This is a genomic window from Streptomyces sp. NRRL B-24572, from assembly GCF_002156145.1.
Classification (GTDB): domain Bacteria; phylum Actinomycetota; class Actinomycetes; order Streptomycetales; family Streptomycetaceae; genus Streptomyces; species Streptomyces vietnamensis.
In genome coordinates this window covers 1-15,651 of the sequence record NZ_MWIG01000305.1, presented here as the reverse complement: position 1 = coordinate 15,651, position 15,651 = coordinate 1, and the positions used below count along the sequence as shown (strand labels likewise).

General features: G+C 69.6%; 16 protein-coding genes and 1 pseudogene. 8 read left to right on the top strand and 9 right to left on the bottom strand.

Features of this window, described 5'->3' with window-relative positions:
• The 6 genes from murJ to trxA form a co-directional block, all read left to right on the top strand.
• Window positions 1-1,667: murein biosynthesis integral membrane protein MurJ (gene murJ / locus CCN56_RS19090; RefSeq protein ID WP_086828385.1), on the top strand; the 1,667-nt coding region annotated here is incomplete at its 5' end.
• 117 nt (window positions 1,668-1,784) lie between these two features.
• The gene (locus tag CCN56_RS19085) at window positions 1,785-3,479 is read left to right on the top strand and encodes a protein kinase family protein (protein ID WP_086828383.1); all 1,695 of its coding nucleotides are present in this window, start codon (window positions 1,785-1,787) and stop codon (window positions 3,477-3,479) included.
• Between the two features lie 25 nt (window positions 3,480-3,504).
• Window positions 3,505-4,206 carry an RNA polymerase sigma factor SigM gene (gene sigM, locus CCN56_RS19080; protein WP_086828381.1) on the top strand — a complete coding sequence of 234 codons (702 nt, stop codon included), beginning with the start codon at window positions 3,505-3,507 and terminating at the stop codon, window positions 4,204-4,206.
• Window positions 4,203-5,138, top strand: a complete 936-nt coding sequence (locus CCN56_RS19075; protein WP_086828379.1) for a zf-HC2 domain-containing protein — start codon at window positions 4,203-4,205, stop codon at window positions 5,136-5,138. Before sigM ends, CCN56_RS19075 begins: the two co-directional genes overlap by 4 nt.
• A 138-nt stretch (window positions 5,139-5,276) precedes the next feature.
• Complete coding sequence (trxB, locus tag CCN56_RS19070; RefSeq protein WP_041130179.1) at window positions 5,277-6,242, top strand: thioredoxin-disulfide reductase; 966 nt, start codon at window positions 5,277-5,279, stop codon at window positions 6,240-6,242.
• A gap of 45 nt (window positions 6,243-6,287) precedes the next feature.
• Window positions 6,288-6,629, top strand: a complete 342-nt coding sequence (gene trxA / locus CCN56_RS19065) for a thioredoxin (protein WP_086828377.1) — start codon at window positions 6,288-6,290, stop codon at window positions 6,627-6,629.
• Window positions 6,630-6,725: 96 nt separating this feature from the next.
• On the opposite strand, the gene CCN56_RS19060 is transcribed toward trxA, so the two are convergent.
• Window positions 6,726-7,343 (bottom strand): GNAT family N-acetyltransferase, encoded by a 618-nt coding sequence (locus tag CCN56_RS19060; protein WP_086828376.1) that lies wholly within the window; start codon window positions 7,341-7,343, stop codon window positions 6,726-6,728.
• Between the two features lie 108 nt (window positions 7,344-7,451).
• Here CCN56_RS19060 and CCN56_RS45860 point away from each other — a divergent pair.
• A pseudogene (locus tag CCN56_RS45860) lies at window positions 7,452-7,535 on the top strand (hypothetical protein); the annotation flags it as partial.
• Here CCN56_RS45860 and CCN56_RS19055 read toward each other — a convergent pair.
• From CCN56_RS19055 to rpmH, 8 genes are all read right to left on the bottom strand, one after another.
• Complete coding sequence (locus CCN56_RS19055) at window positions 7,504-8,535, bottom strand: ParB/RepB/Spo0J family partition protein (protein WP_086828374.1); 1,032 nt, start codon at window positions 8,533-8,535, stop codon at window positions 7,504-7,506. The pseudogene CCN56_RS45860 and the gene CCN56_RS19055 sit on opposite strands and share 32 nt — an antisense overlap.
• Window positions 8,532-9,608 carry a ParA family protein gene (locus CCN56_RS19050; RefSeq protein WP_086828372.1) on the bottom strand — a complete coding sequence of 359 codons (1,077 nt, stop codon included), beginning with the start codon at window positions 9,606-9,608 and terminating at the stop codon, window positions 8,532-8,534. The genes CCN56_RS19055 and CCN56_RS19050 overlap by 4 nt, the downstream gene beginning before the upstream one ends.
• A 236-nt stretch (window positions 9,609-9,844) precedes the next feature.
• Complete coding sequence (rsmG, locus tag CCN56_RS19045; RefSeq protein WP_041130174.1) at window positions 9,845-10,561, bottom strand: 16S rRNA (guanine(527)-N(7))-methyltransferase RsmG; 717 nt, start codon at window positions 10,559-10,561, stop codon at window positions 9,845-9,847.
• 118 nt (window positions 10,562-10,679) lie between these two features.
• Entirely contained in the window at window positions 10,680-11,192 is a 513-nt protein-coding gene (locus tag CCN56_RS19040) for a R3H domain-containing nucleic acid-binding protein (protein ID WP_030685783.1), read from the bottom strand.
• Window positions 11,193-11,222: 30 nt separating this feature from the next.
• Window positions 11,223-12,518, bottom strand: coding sequence for a membrane protein insertase YidC (gene yidC / locus CCN56_RS19035; RefSeq protein ID WP_086828370.1), 1,296 nt, complete (start codon window positions 12,516-12,518; stop codon window positions 11,223-11,225).
• A gap of 3 nt (window positions 12,519-12,521) precedes the next feature.
• Window positions 12,522-12,848 carry a membrane protein insertion efficiency factor YidD gene (gene yidD, locus CCN56_RS19030; RefSeq protein WP_041130172.1) on the bottom strand — a complete coding sequence of 109 codons (327 nt, stop codon included), beginning with the start codon at window positions 12,846-12,848 and terminating at the stop codon, window positions 12,522-12,524.
• Complete coding sequence (gene rnpA, locus CCN56_RS19025) at window positions 12,845-13,216, bottom strand: ribonuclease P protein component (RefSeq protein WP_078908408.1); 372 nt, start codon at window positions 13,214-13,216, stop codon at window positions 12,845-12,847. Before rnpA ends, yidD begins: the two co-directional genes overlap by 4 nt.
• 21 nt (window positions 13,217-13,237) lie before the next feature.
• Entirely contained in the window at window positions 13,238-13,375 is a 138-nt protein-coding gene (gene rpmH / locus CCN56_RS19020) for a 50S ribosomal protein L34 (RefSeq protein ID WP_007265229.1), read from the bottom strand.
• Window positions 13,376-13,772: 397 nt separating this feature from the next.
• On the opposite strand from rpmH, the gene dnaA reads away from it, so the two are divergent.
• Entirely contained in the window at window positions 13,773-15,572 is a 1,800-nt protein-coding gene (gene dnaA / locus CCN56_RS19015; RefSeq protein WP_086828368.1) for a chromosomal replication initiator protein DnaA, read from the top strand.
• Window positions 15,573-15,651: the final 79 nt, after the last annotated feature.

Genomic DNA, 15,651 nt, shown 5'->3' with positions numbered 1-15,651 from the left:
AGCCGGACCCGCTGCCCGCGCCCGCCCCCAAGAAGGCGGGCCGTGCCTCCGGGCTGCTCAAGTCGAGCGCGGTGATGGCGGCCGGCACCCTGGTCTCCCGGCTGACCGGCTTCGTCCGCAGTCTGGTGATCACCGGTGCGCTCGGCGCGGCCCTGCTCGGTGACACCTTCACCATCGCCTACACCCTGCCGACGATGATCTACATCCTCACCGTCGGCGGCGGCCTCAACTCGGTCTTCGTCCCCCAGCTCGTCCGCTCGATGAAGAACGACGAGGACGGCGGCGAGGCCTACGCCAACCGCCTGCTCACCCTGGTCATGGTGGCGCTCGGCCTCATCGTGGCCCTGGCCGTCTTCGCGGCGCCGCTGCTGATCCGGCTGATGTCGAACACGATCGCCGACGACGCCGCGGCCAACAGCGTGGCCGTGACCTTCGCCCGCTACTGCCTGCCCACGATCTTCTTCATGGGCGTGCACGTGGTGATGGGGCAGATCCTCAACGCCCGCGGCAAGTTCGGCGCGATGATGTGGACCCCGGTCCTCAACAACATCGTCATGATCGTCACCTTCGGCCTGTTCATCTGGGTCTACGGAACCTCCGCCGAGTCCCACATGGGCGTGGAGACCATCCCGGACGAGGGCGTCCGGCTGCTCGGCATCGGCACCCTGCTCGGCCTCGTCGTCCAGGCCCTGGCGATGATCCCGTACCTGCGCGAGACGGGCTTCCGCTTCCGGCCCCGCTTCGACTGGAAGGGCCACGGGCTCGGCAAGACGGTCAAGCTGGCCAAGTGGACCGTCCTCTTCGTCCTCGCCAACCAGGCGGGCGTCCTGGTCGTCACCCAGCTCGCCACCGCCGCCGGTGAGGAGTCCGGGAAGAACGGTGCCGGCTTCCTCGCCTACTCGAACGCCCAGCTGATCTGGGGCATGCCGCAGGCCATCATCACGGTCTCCGTGATGGCCGCGCTGCTGCCGCGGATCTCCCGCGCCGCCCACGACGACGACCCCGGCGCCGTCCGGGACGACATCTCGCAGGGCCTGCGGAACTCGGCCGTCGCGATCGTCCCGGTCTCCTTCGCCTTCCTGGCGCTCGGCGTCCCGATGTGCACCCTGCTCTACGCCTCCAGCGGCGTCGAGGCCGCCCAGGGCATGGGCTTCATCCTGATGGCCTTCGGCCTCGGCCTGATCCCCTACTCCGTCCAGTACGTCGTGCTCCGCGGCTTCTACGCCTACGAGGACACCCGGACGCCCTTCTACAACACGGTGATCGTCGCCGCCGTCAACGCGGCCGCCTCGGCGGTCTGTTACGTCGTCCTGCCCGCCCAGTGGGCCGTGGTCGGCATGGCCGCCTCGTACGGCCTCGCCTACGCCGTCGGCGTCGGCGTCGCGTGGCGCCGGCTCCGCAAGCGCCTGGGCGGCGACCTGGACGGCACCCATGTGATGCGCACCTACGCGCGCCTCTGCATGGCTTCCGTGCCCGCCGCGATCGTGGCCGGTGTCGTCGGTTTCGGCCTGCTGAAGCTCCTCGGCGAGGGCGCCCTCGGTTCGCTCGCCGCCCTGCTGGTCGGTGGGGCGGTGCTCCTCGGCGTCTTCTTCGTCGCGGCGAAGCGCATGCGGATCGCGGAACTGAACACCCTGGTCGGCATGGTCCGCGGCCGTCTGGGACGCTGAACCGGCGGTTCCGCACAACCATCGGCGGGAACCGCGTGTCGTGCATAGCGTCCGACTGTGGGCACAATTGGCTTGGCTGTTGGATGTGGCGCAACGGATGGGGAGGCAGGAACGACGGTGGCGGAACGTAGCACGGCTGCCGTCGACGTGGCCGACAACAGCGGTGACGACCCGCTGACCGCCAAGGCGGACACGGCCGCGACCGACGGGGTGGCGGAAGAGCAGAAGACGGCGGAGAAGACCGCCGAGGCCACGGAGAACAAGGCGGTCGAACGACAGAGCGGCGAACAGCCCCCCATCACGGCACCCGAACTGCACAGCGGCCACAAACTGGCCAGACGCTACCGGCTGGAGGAGTGCGTCACCCGTCTGGACGGGTTCAGCAGCTGGCGTGCCGTCGACGAGAAACTGCGTCGCGCCGTCGGGGTCCACCTGCTGCCGGCCGACCACCCCAGAGCCCGGTCGGTCCTGGCCGCGGCCCGCTCCTCGGCCCTCCTCGGCGACCCCCGGTTCGTCCAGGTCCTCGACGCCGTCGAGGAGAACGACCTCGTGTACGTCGTGCACGAGTGGCTTCCCGACTCCACCGAGCTGACCGCGCTGCTCGCTGACGGCCCCCTGGCGCCGCACGACGCGTACCAGCTCGTCAGCCAGGTCTCCCAGGCCATGGCCGCCGCCCACCGCGAGGGCCTCGCGCACCTCCGGCTGACCCCGAGCGCCGTCCTGCGCAGCTCCACCGGCCAGTACCGGATCCGCGGCCTGGCCGTGAACGCCGCCCTGCGCGGCATCACCGCCGAGCGTCCGCAGCGCACCGACACCGAGGCCATCGGCGCCCTGCTGTACGCCGCGCTCACCCAGCGCTGGCCGTACGAGAACGACGCCCACGGCCTGTCCGGCCTCCCCAAGGGCGTCGGGCTGCTCCCGCCGGACCAGGTCCGCGCGGGCGTCCACCGCGGCCTCTCCGAGATCGCCATGCGCGCCCTCGCCAACGACGGGGCCACCGCCTCGCGGCAGGAGCCGCCCTGCACCACTCCGGACGAGCTGGCCAAGGCCGTGGCGGCGATGCCCCGCGTCCGTCCGCCGGAGCCGGAGTTCACCGCCCCGCCCGAGTACCAGCACACGACGTACCAGCAGGGCACCTACGGCCGCCCCCAGCCGCGTCCCGTGGTCACCCAGCCGGTCGTCGTCCCGCCGCCCCCGCTGCAGAGCCGCACGGGCAAGGCCCTGAAGTGGGCCGTCTCGGCCCTCCTCATCGCCGCGCTCGGCCTCGGCAGCTGGCAGATCGCGGACCGCCTCCTCGCCCCGGAGGGCAAGGACGAGCCGAAGACCGTGCAGCCGACGCTCGACGACGAGAAGCCCAAGCCGCTGAAGCCGATAGCCATCTCGTCCGCCCAGGACTTCGACCCGCCCCCCGGGGGCAACGGCGAGGAGTACCCGGAGTCGGTGGCGAGCGCCTTCGACGGTGATCCGAGCACCTTCTGGCACACCAAGAACTACACCACCGCGCACTTCGGCAACCTGAAGAGCGGCGTCGGGATCGTGCTGGACCTGGGCTCGGCCCAGAAGGTCCGCGCGGTCGACCTGTCGTTCGTCGGGCGCACCTCGGTGGAGATTCGCACGGCTCCCGCCGATGCCTCCTCGGCTCCGTCCACGGCCGAAGAGTTCACCACCCAGACCTCCGGTGCCGGCAGCGATATGAAGCTGAAGCTCACCAAGCCGGTCACCACCCGCTACGTTCTGGTCTGGCTGACGGAGCTGCCCCTCACCGAAGGTGAGTTCCGCGGCCAGCTGACCGAAGTCAAGGTCATGGGCTGACGATCACAGGGGAGGGGGCTCACCGTTGGACCGTCCGATAGACGCCGCAGACGACCGGGAACTCCTGGCGCGTCACGTCGCCGGGGACCCGGACGCCTTCGGTGAGCTCGTGCGGCGCCATCGCGATCGGCTGTGGGCGGTGGCCCTGCGGACCCTGGGGGACCGCGAGGAGGCCGCTGACGCCGTCCAGGACGCCCTGATCTCCGCCTTCCGGGCCGCCCACACCTTCCGCGGCCAGTCGGCCGTCACGACCTGGCTCCACCGCATCACGGTGAACGCCTGCATCGACCGTGCCCGTAAGACCGCCTCTCGTAAGACCTCGTCCGTCGACGACACCGACCGCTTCGAGCAGCTCCTCGAACCCCACGAGTCCGCCGAGGCTCCCGCCGAGCGCCAGGACCTCCACCGGGAGCTGCTGGCCGCGCTCGCCACGCTTCCCCCGGACCAGCGCGCCGCCCTCGTCCTCGTCGACATGCAGGGATACCCGGTCGCGGAGGCGGCCCGTATCCTCGGCGTCCCGACGGGGACCGTGAAGAGCCGCTGCGCGCGCGGGCGGGCACGCCTCCTTCCGATGGTCACTCATCTGCGCGCCGACACCGTGGGTAACGAGGCCGTCGAAGGGGGAAGGAACCGGACGCCGGGGACATCCGTCCCACCGGTGCCGGGGCCGACGGATACCGGACCGACAGATCCAGCTGCTGTGAAGGGCGGAGGTGGGCGCACGTGACTTCCACGGCCGGCAGGGCCGACACCACACAGCACCCGGACGTCTCGGAGATCTCCGATCTGACCGAGGGGCTGCTCTCGCCGACCCGTTCGGCGGCCGTACGACAGCACCTGGACGGCTGTCCCCTCTGTGCGGACGTACGGTCCTCCCTGGAGGAGATCCGGGGCCTCCTCGGCACCTTGCCGGGCCCTCCCCGCATGCCCGCCGAGATCGCCGGCCGGATCGACGCCGCCCTGGCCGCCGAGGCACTCCTCAACGCCACATCTCCGGAGTCTCCGGAGAGCGACACCCCTGTTTCACGTGAAACATCGCGCTCTTCGTACGAGACCGCGCCTCCCGCCCCGGCCGCGGATCGCCCCGCAGGACGCCCTCGGGCGGGCACCGGCCCCGGTCGCCCCGGCAGGCCCCGCCGTCGCCGGATCGCACTGCTCTCCACGATCGGCGCCGCCTTCGCGGCCGTGGCGCTCGGCACAAGCCTGTACCTCAGCCAGGCGGGCAACCTGACCGCCAGCAGTTCGGGCGACGCCCAGAAGGCCGACACGCTCGCGAGCGCCCCCCTCAGCCCCTTCTCCGGCGCACCCGTCGAGGACCGCGTCCACGCCCTCCTGACCGAGAAGAGCGCGCCCAAGACCCCCCAGGGGGTCGGGCCCGAATCCATGTCCGCCGCGACCGGTACCGACACCTCCCAGCGCAACGGAGCCGGGGACGTTCCCCGCTGTGTGCTGGCCGGCACCGGCCGCACCGACGGGGTGCTCGGCTACGAGCGGGGCGAATACCGGGGAACACCCGCCTATCTGCTCGTCCTGGCCGATCCGGCGGACAGCACACGGGTCCAGGCCTATGTGCTCGACGCCTCCTGCGCCGACAAGCCCACGGAGAGCGGAAGCCCGGCCGCCGACGTCCTGCTCAGCCAGACGTACCCTCGCTCCTGACCTCTCTTCCTGTCCGGCCACCGAGCCGCGCGGGCTCTCGGGAATGCACGCCCCTTAGGATCCGTTGGGTGGGGTGAGAGCGACCGAGACAACCGCCCCCGTAGGCAGTGGCAGTCTGCAGAGACGAGGAAGAAACCCGTGAGCGACGTCCGTAACGTGATCATCATCGGCTCCGGGCCCGCGGGTTACACCGCTGCGCTCTACACGGCCCGAGCGTCGCTGAAGCCTCTGGTCTTCGAAGGCGCCGTCACCGCCGGTGGCGCCCTGATGAACACCACCGAGGTCGAGAACTTCCCCGGTTTCCGTGACGGCATCATGGGCCCGGACCTGATGGACAACATGCGGGCCCAGGCCGAGCGCTTCGGCGCCGAGCTGATCCCGGACGACGTCATCGCCGTGGACCTGACCGGTGACATCAAGACCGTCACCGACACCGCCGGCACCGTGCACCGCGCGAAGGCCGTGATCGTCACCACCGGCTCCCAGCACCGCAAGCTCGGCCTCCCCAACGAGGACGCACTCTCCGGCCGCGGTGTCTCCTGGTGCGCCACCTGCGACGGGTTCTTCTTCAAGGACCAGGACATCGCCGTCGTCGGCGGCGGCGACACCGCGATCGAGGAGGCCACCTTCCTCTCGCGCTTCGCCAAGTCCGTCACGATCGTCCACCGCCGCGACACCCTGCGCGCCTCCAAGGCCATGCAGGAGCGTGCCTTCGCCGACCCGAAGATCTCCTTCGCCTGGGACAGCGAGGTCACCGAGATCCACGGCGAGCAGAAGCTCAGCGGTCTGACCCTGCGCGACACGAAGACCGGTGCGACCCGCGAGCTCCCCGTCACCGGCCTCTTCATCGCCGTCGGCCACGACCCGCGGACCGAGCTCTTCAAGGGCCAGCTGGAGCTGGACGAGGAGGGCTACCTCAAGGTCGCCGCCCCGTCGACGCGCACGAACCTCACGGGCGTCTTCGGCGCCGGTGACGTCGTGGACCACACCTACCGTCAGGCCATCACGGCCGCCGGCACCGGCTGCTCCGCCGCGCTCGACGCCGAGCGCTTCCTGGCCGCCCTCGCCGACAGCGAGAAGCTGGCCGAGACCCCCGCGGTCTGACCCCGTCTCTCCCCGCCCCACACCCCGCGAAAAAAGGAGGCCGCCGTGGCCGGCGCCCTGAAGAACGTGACCGACGCAGACTTCGAGGACGTTGTCCTCAAGAGCGACAAGCCCGTCCTCGTGGACTTCTGGGCTGCCTGGTGCGGCCCGTGCCGCCAGATCGCCCCGTCGCTGGAGGCCATCGCCGCCGAGCACGGCGAGCAGATCGAGATCGTGAAGCTCAACATCGACGAGAACCCGGACACGGCCGCCAAGTACGGCGTCATGTCGATCCCGACGCTCAACGTCTACCAGGGCGGCGACGTCGTGAAGACCATCGTCGGCGCCAAGCCGAAGGCCGCCATCCTGCGCGACCTGGCGGACTTCGTCGAGCCCACCAAGGCCTGATGCTCCTCTGTTTCACGTGAAACGCTCATGTGAACGTTTCACGTGAAACACCAACGGCCCACCCCGGAAGGGGTGGGCCGTTCGCGTGTCCCGCGCCTAGAGCGGCCGCAGGACCGGCTCCTTCTGCACGGCGCCGAGCAGACGGTCCAGGGCCATCTCGACGTCCTCCTTCCAGGAGAGCGTCGTCCTGAGCTCCAGCCTCAGCCGGGGGAAGGCGTGGTGCGGGCGGACGGTCTTGAAGCCCACCGCGAGGAGATGGTCGGCCGGCAGCACACAGGCCGGCTCCTTCCAGCGGGCGTCCCCGAACGCCTCGATCGCCTTGAAGCCCCGCCTCATCACGTCCTTGGCCACGGTCTGCACCATCACCCGTCCCAGGCCCTGCCCCTGATAGCCCGGCATGATCCACGCCGTCATCAGCTGAACGGCGTCCGCCGCCACGGGGCTCGTCGGGAAGGCCGTCGAACGCGGCACATAGGCCGGGGGAGCGTAGAGGACATAGCCGACCGGCACCTCGTCGACGTAGACCACCCGGCCGCAGGAACCCCATTCCAGGAGCACGGCCGAGATCCAGGACTCCTTCTCCAGCTCCGGGCGTCCCGCCTTCATCGCCGCCTCACCGCTGACCGGGTCGAGCTCCCAGAAGACACAGGAGCGACACCGCTTGGGGAGATCCGGAAGGTTGTCCAGCGTGAGCGGTACGAGCCGACGCCCCACGGCTGCTCCTCGTTTCCCTCGCCATCGAGCACGCATACGCTTCTCGGAATCGTATCGATCGGGCGATCGGGGCGATACCGCTCATAGGCAAAGGGCGGGCCGTGTTCCGGTGAAGTCCGGAGCGCGGCCCGCCCTGGGCGGCCTCAGCGAGCGGGAGGGATCAGCTCTGCTCGGCGTTCTTGTGGTCCATGACCCGTCCCTCGCCGGGAGCCAGGGTCGAGAGGATCCGGTCCAGGTCGTCCATCGAGGCGAACTCGACGACGATCTTGCCCTTCTTCTGTCCCAGGTCGACCTTCACCCGGGTCTCGAAGCGGTCCGAGAGCCGGGTGGCGAGGTCCGTGAGCGCGGGTGAGACACGGCCACCGGCACGCGGGCCCTTCGGCTTGACCGCCGACGCGGACTCCTCGGAGCCCATGAGGCTCACGATCTCCTCGACGCTGCGCACCGAGAGGCCTTCGGCGACGATCCGGTACGCCAGCTTGTCCTGGGCGTCCGGGTCCTCCACACCGAGCAGGGCCCGCGCATGGCCGGCGGAGAGCACTCCGGCGGCGACCCGGCGCTGCACCGGCAGCGAGAGACGCAGCAGACGCAGCGTGTTGGAGATCTGCGGGCGGGAGCGCCCGATCCGCTCCGCGAGCTGGTCATGAGTGCAGCCGAAGTCCTTGAGCAGCTGCTCGTAGGCGTGGGCCTCTTCGATCGCGTTCAGCTGGGCCCGGTGAAGGTTCTCCAGGAGCGCGTCCAGGAGCATCTTCTCGTCGTCGGTGTCCCGGACGATCGCCGGGATCCGCTCCAGGCCCGCCGTCGCCGAGGCCCGCAGACGACGCTCGCCCATGACGAGCTCATAGCGGTCGGCCTCGATCTTGCGCACGACCACGGGCTGGAGCAGGCCGACCTCCTTGATGGAGGTGACGAGCTCCGCCAGCGCGTCCTCGTCGAAGACCTCACGGGGCTGATGCCGGTTGGGAACGATGGCATCGATCGGAAGCTCGGTGAAGTAGGCACCGGCCGGAGGCTCCGGCAGGGCCACCGGCTCGGGCTCGTTCCACGTCGGCGACGACTCCGGGGCCTGCGGGCTCTGCGGCAGCGTCGCCAGCTTCGCGGCGGCCACCCCTCGCTCCACCTGCCGTTCCTGGGGAGCAGCAGGAATCAGGGCACCGAGCCCACGCCCCAATCCCCTACGTCGCTCGCTCACTGGATCCCCTCCGACATGCTGCGCTGGTTGTTCTGGTGCCCTACATGGGCGTGCTGCGGGTCGTAGTGCACGGCGGCCCCCCGCAGGGCGATCTCACGGGCCGCTTCGAGGTACGACAGGGCGCCGCTGGAGCCCGGGTCGTACGTGAGGACCGTCTGCCCGTAGCTCGGCGCCTCCGAGATGCGGACGGACCTCGGAATACTGGTCCGCAGCACCTCCTCGGCGAAGTGGCTGCGCACCTCGTCGGCGACCTGGGAGGCGAGCCTCGTCCTGCCGTCGTACATGGTGAGCAGGATCGTCGAGACGTGGAGCGCCGGGTTGAGGTGCCCCCGTACCAGGTCGACGTTCCGCAGGAGCTGTCCGAGCCCCTCCAGTGCGTAGTACTCGCACTGGATCGGGATCAGCACCTCCGCGCCCGCCACCATGGCGTTGACCGTGAGGAGGCCGAGCGAGGGCGGGCAGTCGATGAGGATGTAGTCCAGCGGCTGCTCATAGGCCTGGATCGCCCGCTGCAGACGGCTCTCGCGCGCCACCAGCGACACCAGCTCGATCTCCGCGCCGGCCAGGTCGATGGTCGCGGGGGCGCAGAAGAGGCCCTCGACGTCCATGACCGGCTGCACCACATCGGAGAGCGGCTTGCTGTCCACCAGGACGTCGTAGATCGAGGGGACCTCGGCGTGGTGGTCGATGCCGAGCGCCGTCGAGGCGTTGCCCTGCGGGTCCAGGTCGATGACCAGGACCCGGGCGCCGTGCAGTGCCAGGGAGGCGGCAAGGTTGACCGTCGTGGTCGTCTTGCCCACGCCGCCCTTCTGATTGGCGACGACCATCACGCGTGTCTGGGCCGGGCGGGGAAGTCCCTCACCGGCACGACCCAGCGCCTCTACTGCCAGCTGGGCAGCACGACCGATGGGGGTGTCGTCCATCGGGGGCGGTGTTTCACGTGAAACATCCTCCCCCACCGATTCGGTTCGGGGACCGGGGACCGGATCGGTCATCGGTCCCGCGATGTTGGCGTCGGACCGCAAGGATTCACTCTCCTCGGCTTCAGGCTCGCGATGAGGAGAGCCTGCCATGCTTTCGGGGTCGTGAACCAGCGAGGTCGGTGGTTCTGTGGGTGAATCCACCTCTGTGGACAACTCCGTAACCCTCGCGAGTGGCTTCACGCGGGGTCTACGGTCCCGGGGCGTGGCAGCCGCGCGACCGCGGCTGATGATCCCTTGCAGCAGTGAGCGACGTTTCACGTGAAACACCATGCCGCCGCCGCCCGGCCGGGACCGTTCGACACTCCGAAATGGTACGTATGCGACGCTCAGCGGCGTCGACGGGTCTTGCTCGTACGGGCGGCCTTGGCCCGCTTGGCCGCGAACCGCACGCCGCCGGGGCTCTCGCCGACCTCCACCCGGACGACCGTGGTCATCGGATCGACGATCCCCTCGCCCACCTGAAGCACCGAGGCCTCCACCACACCGAGCCGGGAGAGCGCGGCGCGAGCACCGTTGATCTCCTCCTCGGCGGTGTCGCCCTTGAGCGCCAGCATCTCGCCGTACGGCCGCAGCAGGGGAACGCCCCAGCCGGCCAGCCGGTCGAGCGGGGCCACCGCGCGGGCGGTCACCACGTGCACGGGCGTGATCTTGCCGAGCATCTCCTCCGCACGACCCCGGACCACGGTCACGTGGTCGAGACCGAGGAGCTCGACGACCTCCTGGAGGAAGTTCGTCCGGCGCAGGAGGGGCTCCAGGAGCGTGATCTTCAGATCGGGCCGGACCAGAGCCAGCGGGATGCCGGGCAGACCGGCGCCCGAGCCCACGTCGCAGACGGTGACGCCCTCGGGGACGACCTCCGAGAGGACGGCACAGTTCAGCAGGTGGCGCTCCCAGAGACGCGGGACCTCGCGCGGGCCGATCAGACCGCGCTTCACACCCGCGTCCGCGAGCAGCTCGGCGTACCGCACGGCCTCCGGGAAGTACTCACCGAAGACTGTCCGCGCCTGCTCCGGCGCCTCGGGGAGCTCCGCTGCCTCCGTCACGGGAACCGTCCTTCCGTACCGCACGACTCGCGTGCGAGCGCACTGTGGTGGCTGACTATCAAGGCTGACAAAGATCGGCCCCGCCTGCGAACAGACGGGGCCGACACTACGTGAGGGTTCAGGCCGGGAGCACGACGACGAAGCGCTGCGGCTCCTCGCCCTCGGACTCGCTGCGCAGACCGGCGGCGGCGATCGCGTCGTGCACGACCTTGCGCTCGAACGGCGTCATCGGGTCCAGCTTGACCGGCTGGCCGGTGGACTTCACCTCGGCCGCGGCCTTGGCGCCCAGCTCGGCGAGCTCGGCGCGCTTCTTGGCCCGGAAGCCGGCGATGTCGAGCATCAGGCGGCTGCGGTCACCGGTCTCCCGGTGCACGGCAAGGCGCGTCAGCTCCTGGAGCGCCTCCAGGACCTCACCGTCGCGGCCCACGAGCTTCTGCAGGTCGCGGCTGCTGGAGTCGCTGATGATCGAGACCGCGGCCCGGTCCGCCTCGACGTCCATGTCGATGTCGCCGTCGAGGTCGGCGATGTCGAGCAGGCCCTCGAGGTAGTCGGCCGCGATCTCACCCTCCTGCTCCAGGCGGGTCAGGGTGTCGCCACCCTCGGCGGCGGCGGAGGTGGTGCCTTCCGTCACGGATGGACTCCTTCTTGCTTCTGGGAGGGCTTACTTCTTGGAGGACGGGTGCTTGGGCCGCTGCTGGCCCTTGCGCTGGCGGTTGCCGCCCGAGCTGGCGCGGCTGCGGCCGGAGGACTGACCCTGTGTGCCGCCCTTGGCGGGGGTCTCCGGCTTCTTCTCCAGCGAGGTCTTCGACTCGGTGTCCGAGACGCTCTTCTCGGTGGTCTCCGCCGACTCCTCGGCCTCGGTGTCCTTCGCCTGCTGGGCCGTGCCGGCCTGGCGCTGGGCCTTGGTCTGGCGCTTGGGCTGCTGACGCCTGGCGGCGGCACCGCCCTCGGCCTCGGCCACGATCGTGTCGCTCTTGATCACGGTGCCGTCCGCCTGGGCGGCGAAGCCGGCCTTGGAGAGGCCCGCGAAGAAGCGGCGCTCGTTCTCGTTGCGGTCACTGCCCTTGGCGACGATGACCTTGACGATGTTCTTCCGGCGGCGGCCCTTGACCTCACCGCTGTGCGTGACGCTCTTCAGCAGGCGCTGGAGGTAGGCGTCCTGGGCCTTGCTGCCCGGCGTCGGGTTCTGGTTGATCACGTACATCTGCTGGCCCATGGTCCACACGTTGGTGGTCAGCCAGTAGACGAGGACACCGACGGGGAAGTTGATGCCCATGCCGGCGAAGATCAGCGGGAAGATGTACATGAGCATCTTCTGCTGCTGCATGTACGGGGTCTTCACCGAGAGGTCGACGTTCTTCATCATCAGCTGGCGCTGAGTGAAGAACTGCGAGGCCGACATCATGATGATCATGATCGCGGTGACGACGCGCACATCGGTGATCGAGGCACCGAGGGCCTGGACCTCGGCGGCGCTGTCCGTGAACTTGGCGGCCAGCGGGGCACCGAAGATGTGGGCCTGACGGGCGCTCTCGAGCAGCGACTGGTTGATGACGCCGATGGTCTCGCCGTTGGCGATGGCCGACAGCACGTGGTACAGGGCGAAGAAGAACGGCGACTGCGCCAGGATGGGAAGGCACGAGGAGAGCGGGTTGGTACCCGTCTCCTTGTACAGCTTCATCATCTCTTCGGACTGACGCTGCTTGTCGCTCTTGTAGCGCTCCTGGATCGCCTTCATCTTCGGCTGGAGCGCCTGCATGTTCCGCGTCGACTTGATCTGCTTCACGAAGAGCGGGATCAGGCAGATGCGGATCAGCACCACCAGGGACACGATGGACAGACCCCAGGCCCAGCCCGTGTCAGGGCCGAAGATCGCCCCGTACATCTTGTGGAACTGGACGATGACCCAGGAAACGGGCCAGGTGATGAAGCTGAACAGACTGGCAATCGTGTCCACTAATCAGGCTCCTTGAGCATTGGGCGAGGTCTCGGCGGCCGGGCTCGTCTCGGTGGGGGATCCGCCCTTGTCGCCGCGCAGCGCGTTCCGCAGCATCTCGTGCCAGCGGGGGCGCTTGCGCGGGGGGACGTGATCCACGCCGCCGGGCGACCACGGGTTGCACCGCAGGATGCGCCAGGCGGTCAGGGCCGTGCCCTTGATCGCGCCATGCCGGTCGATGGCCGTGAATCCGTAGTGGGAACACGACGGGTAGTACCGGCAGACGGGGCCCAGGAGAGGGCTGATCGTCCACTGGTACAGCTTGATGAGAGCCAGCAGCGGGTACTTCATCGCGTGCCCCCTCCCAGCAGCCGCTGAAGAGCGGCGTCCAGGTCTCGGGCCAGCTGTGCGTGGTCGGCGTCACCGGCTCCGGGCAACGCCCGTACGACCACCAGGCTACCGGGGGGCAGCTCGTCGATGCGGTCGCGGACGAGATGGCGCAGGCGTCGCTTCACCTGGTTGCGTACGACCGCACCGCCCACGGCCTTGCTCACGACGAAACCCGCACGCGTCGGGGGAGCGCTCTCCCCAGGCGCGTGCGGGTCCGTTGCACCGCTGCGTAGGTGGACGACGAGGAGCGGGCGACCGGCCCGGCGTCCTCGGCGTACCGCGGTTGCGAAGTCCTCGCGCCGCCTCAGCCGATTCTCGGTAGGCAGCACGTCATGACCTGTTTAAGTGGATCAGGCGGACAGCGCCGAGCGACCCTTGGAACGGCGGTTCGCAAGGATGGCGCGACCGGCACGCGTGCGCATGCGCAGGCGGAAGCCGTGGGTCTTCGCGCGACGACGGTTGTTCGGCTGGAAGGTGCGCTTGCTCACTCGGGGGCTCCAGAAATGATTCGTAGATGGCGGGACATCGCCTGGCTGTCACCGTGCGCCCACGAGTAGCTCGCAATACGCCCGAGTGCACCGCTACACGATCACAGACCGTGATCTTTGCCCATCGGAGGCAGGCGGCAGCAGCCATCGACAACTCGACCTGGTTACGGTACGCGCGGCTACGCCATCCGGTCAAACCGACCTGTCGCCACCCCCCATTGTGCACAGGCTGTGGACAACAACTTGAACCACGTCATCCGGCCCGACTACCGTGGACGGTCTCCGTAATCTTTTTCCGTTCTGTCCTCACCTGTCCCGGGCGGACCCGTCCTCACGGACTTCGACCCACTGTCCCCGAGAACCACACCATCGTGGGACCTGCGAGAAAGCGTGCCCTGTGGCTGACGTACCTGCTGATCTTGCCGCAGTGTGGCCGCGTGTCCTCGAGCAACTGCTCGCCGAGGGCCAGCAGGGGATCGAGCCCAAGGACAAACAGTGGATCGAGCGCTGCCAGCCGCTCGCCCTGGTCGCGGACACCGCGCTGCTCGCCGTGCCCAACGAATGGGGCAAGCGGGTCCTGGAGGGCCGGCTCGCCCCGCTGATCAGCGAGACCCTCAGCCGTGAGTGCGGCCGGCCGATCCGGATCGCGATCACCGTCGACGACTCCGTCGGAGAGCCGACGCCGCCGGCACCCCCGGTGCAGCAGCCGCAGCAGCCGCGCTACGACGAGCGCGCGCAGCCCGAGCCGTACGAGAAGTACGAGGGCTACGGCCACCGGCCGATGCCCGACGACGGCCTGCCCACCGCCCGACCGGCCTACCCGGACTACCAGCAGCCGCAGCGGCCCGACCCCGGCTCCTGGCCGCGCACCCAGGAGGACCTCTCCTGGCAGCAGCAGCGGCTCGGCGGCTACCAGGAGCGCGCCCCCTACACCGGCCCCAGCAGCCCGACGGGACCCGAGCAGTCCCGGGCGACCCGCTACGACGAGCCGGCCCGCGGCTACGAGCAGCAGCGGCCCGAGCGCGCCGAGCTGCCCGAGCCGCAGAACCACGTCCCCCGTCCCGGTCCCCGCCCCGGCGGTCCGGTCCCCGGGCCCGGCGGCGTGCCGGGCGGCGGTCACGGCTCCTCGTCCTCCGGGCAGGGCGCCGGCGGCCCGAACGAGCAGCACGCGCGCCTGAACCCCAAATACCTCTTCGACACCTTCGTCATCGGTTCCTCGAACCGGTTCGCGCACGCGGCCGCCGTCGCGGTCGCCGAGGCGCCGGCGAAGGCGTACAACCCGCTCTTCATCTACGGCGAGTCGGGCCTCGGCAAGACCCACCTGCTGCACGCGATCGGACACTACGCGCGGAGCCTCTACCCGGGCACGCGCGTGCGGTACGTGAGCTCCGAGGAGTTCACCAACGAGTTCATCAACTCGATCCGCGACGGCAAGGGCGATGCCTTCCGCAAGCGCTACCGCGACGTGGACATCCTGCTCGTCGACGACATCCAGTTCCTGGCGAGCAAGGAGTCGACGCAGGAGGAGTTCTTCCACACCTTCAACACGCTGCACAACGCGAACAAGCAGATCGTGCTGTCCTCGGACCGGCCGCCCAAGCAGCTGGTGACCCTGGAGGACCGGCTCCGCAACCGCTTCGAGTGGGGCCTCACCACCGACGTGCAGCCGCCCGAGCTGGAGACGCGCATCGCGATCCTCCGCAAGAAGGCGGTGCAGGAGCAGCTCAACGCCCCGCCGGAGGTACTGGAGTTCATCGCGTCCCGCATCTCGCGGAACATCCGCGAGCTGGAGGGCGCGCTGATCCGGGTGACGGCCTTCGCGAGCCTCAACCGGCAGCCGGTGGACCTCGGGCTGACCGAGATCGTCCTCAAGGACCTGATCCCCGGGGGCGAGGACAGCTCGCCGGAGATCACCGCCCCCGCCATCATGGCGGCCACCGCCGACTACTTCGGTCTGACGGTGGAGGACCTCTGCGGATCCTCGCGCAGCCGCGTCCTGGTGACGGCCCGACAGATCGCCATGTACCTGTGCCGCGAGCTCACGGACCTGTCGCTGCCGAAGATCGGCGCGCAGTTCGGCGGACGCGACCACACGACGGTGATGCACGCGGACCGGAAGATCCGTGCCCTGATGGCGGAGCGGCGCTCCATCTACAACCAGGTCACCGAACTCACCAACCGCATCAAGAACGGCTGACGCGGGCCGCCAGGCCGGCTTCAGAGCCTCTCGAAGGGCGCTCCGGGACACCTCCCGGGGCGCCCTTCGAGAGGCTCTG

What these genes read in the sequence shown, in the direction of transcription:
- CCN56_RS19050 (WP_086828372.1), bottom strand. Translation starts at nt 9,608, where the DNA reads ATGGCAGGCTCTCCTCATCGCGAGCCTGAAGCCGAGGAGAGTGAATCC.
- yidD (WP_041130172.1), bottom strand. Translation starts at nt 12,848, where the DNA reads ATGAAGTACCCGCTGCTGGCTCTCATCAAGCTGTACCAGTGGACGATC.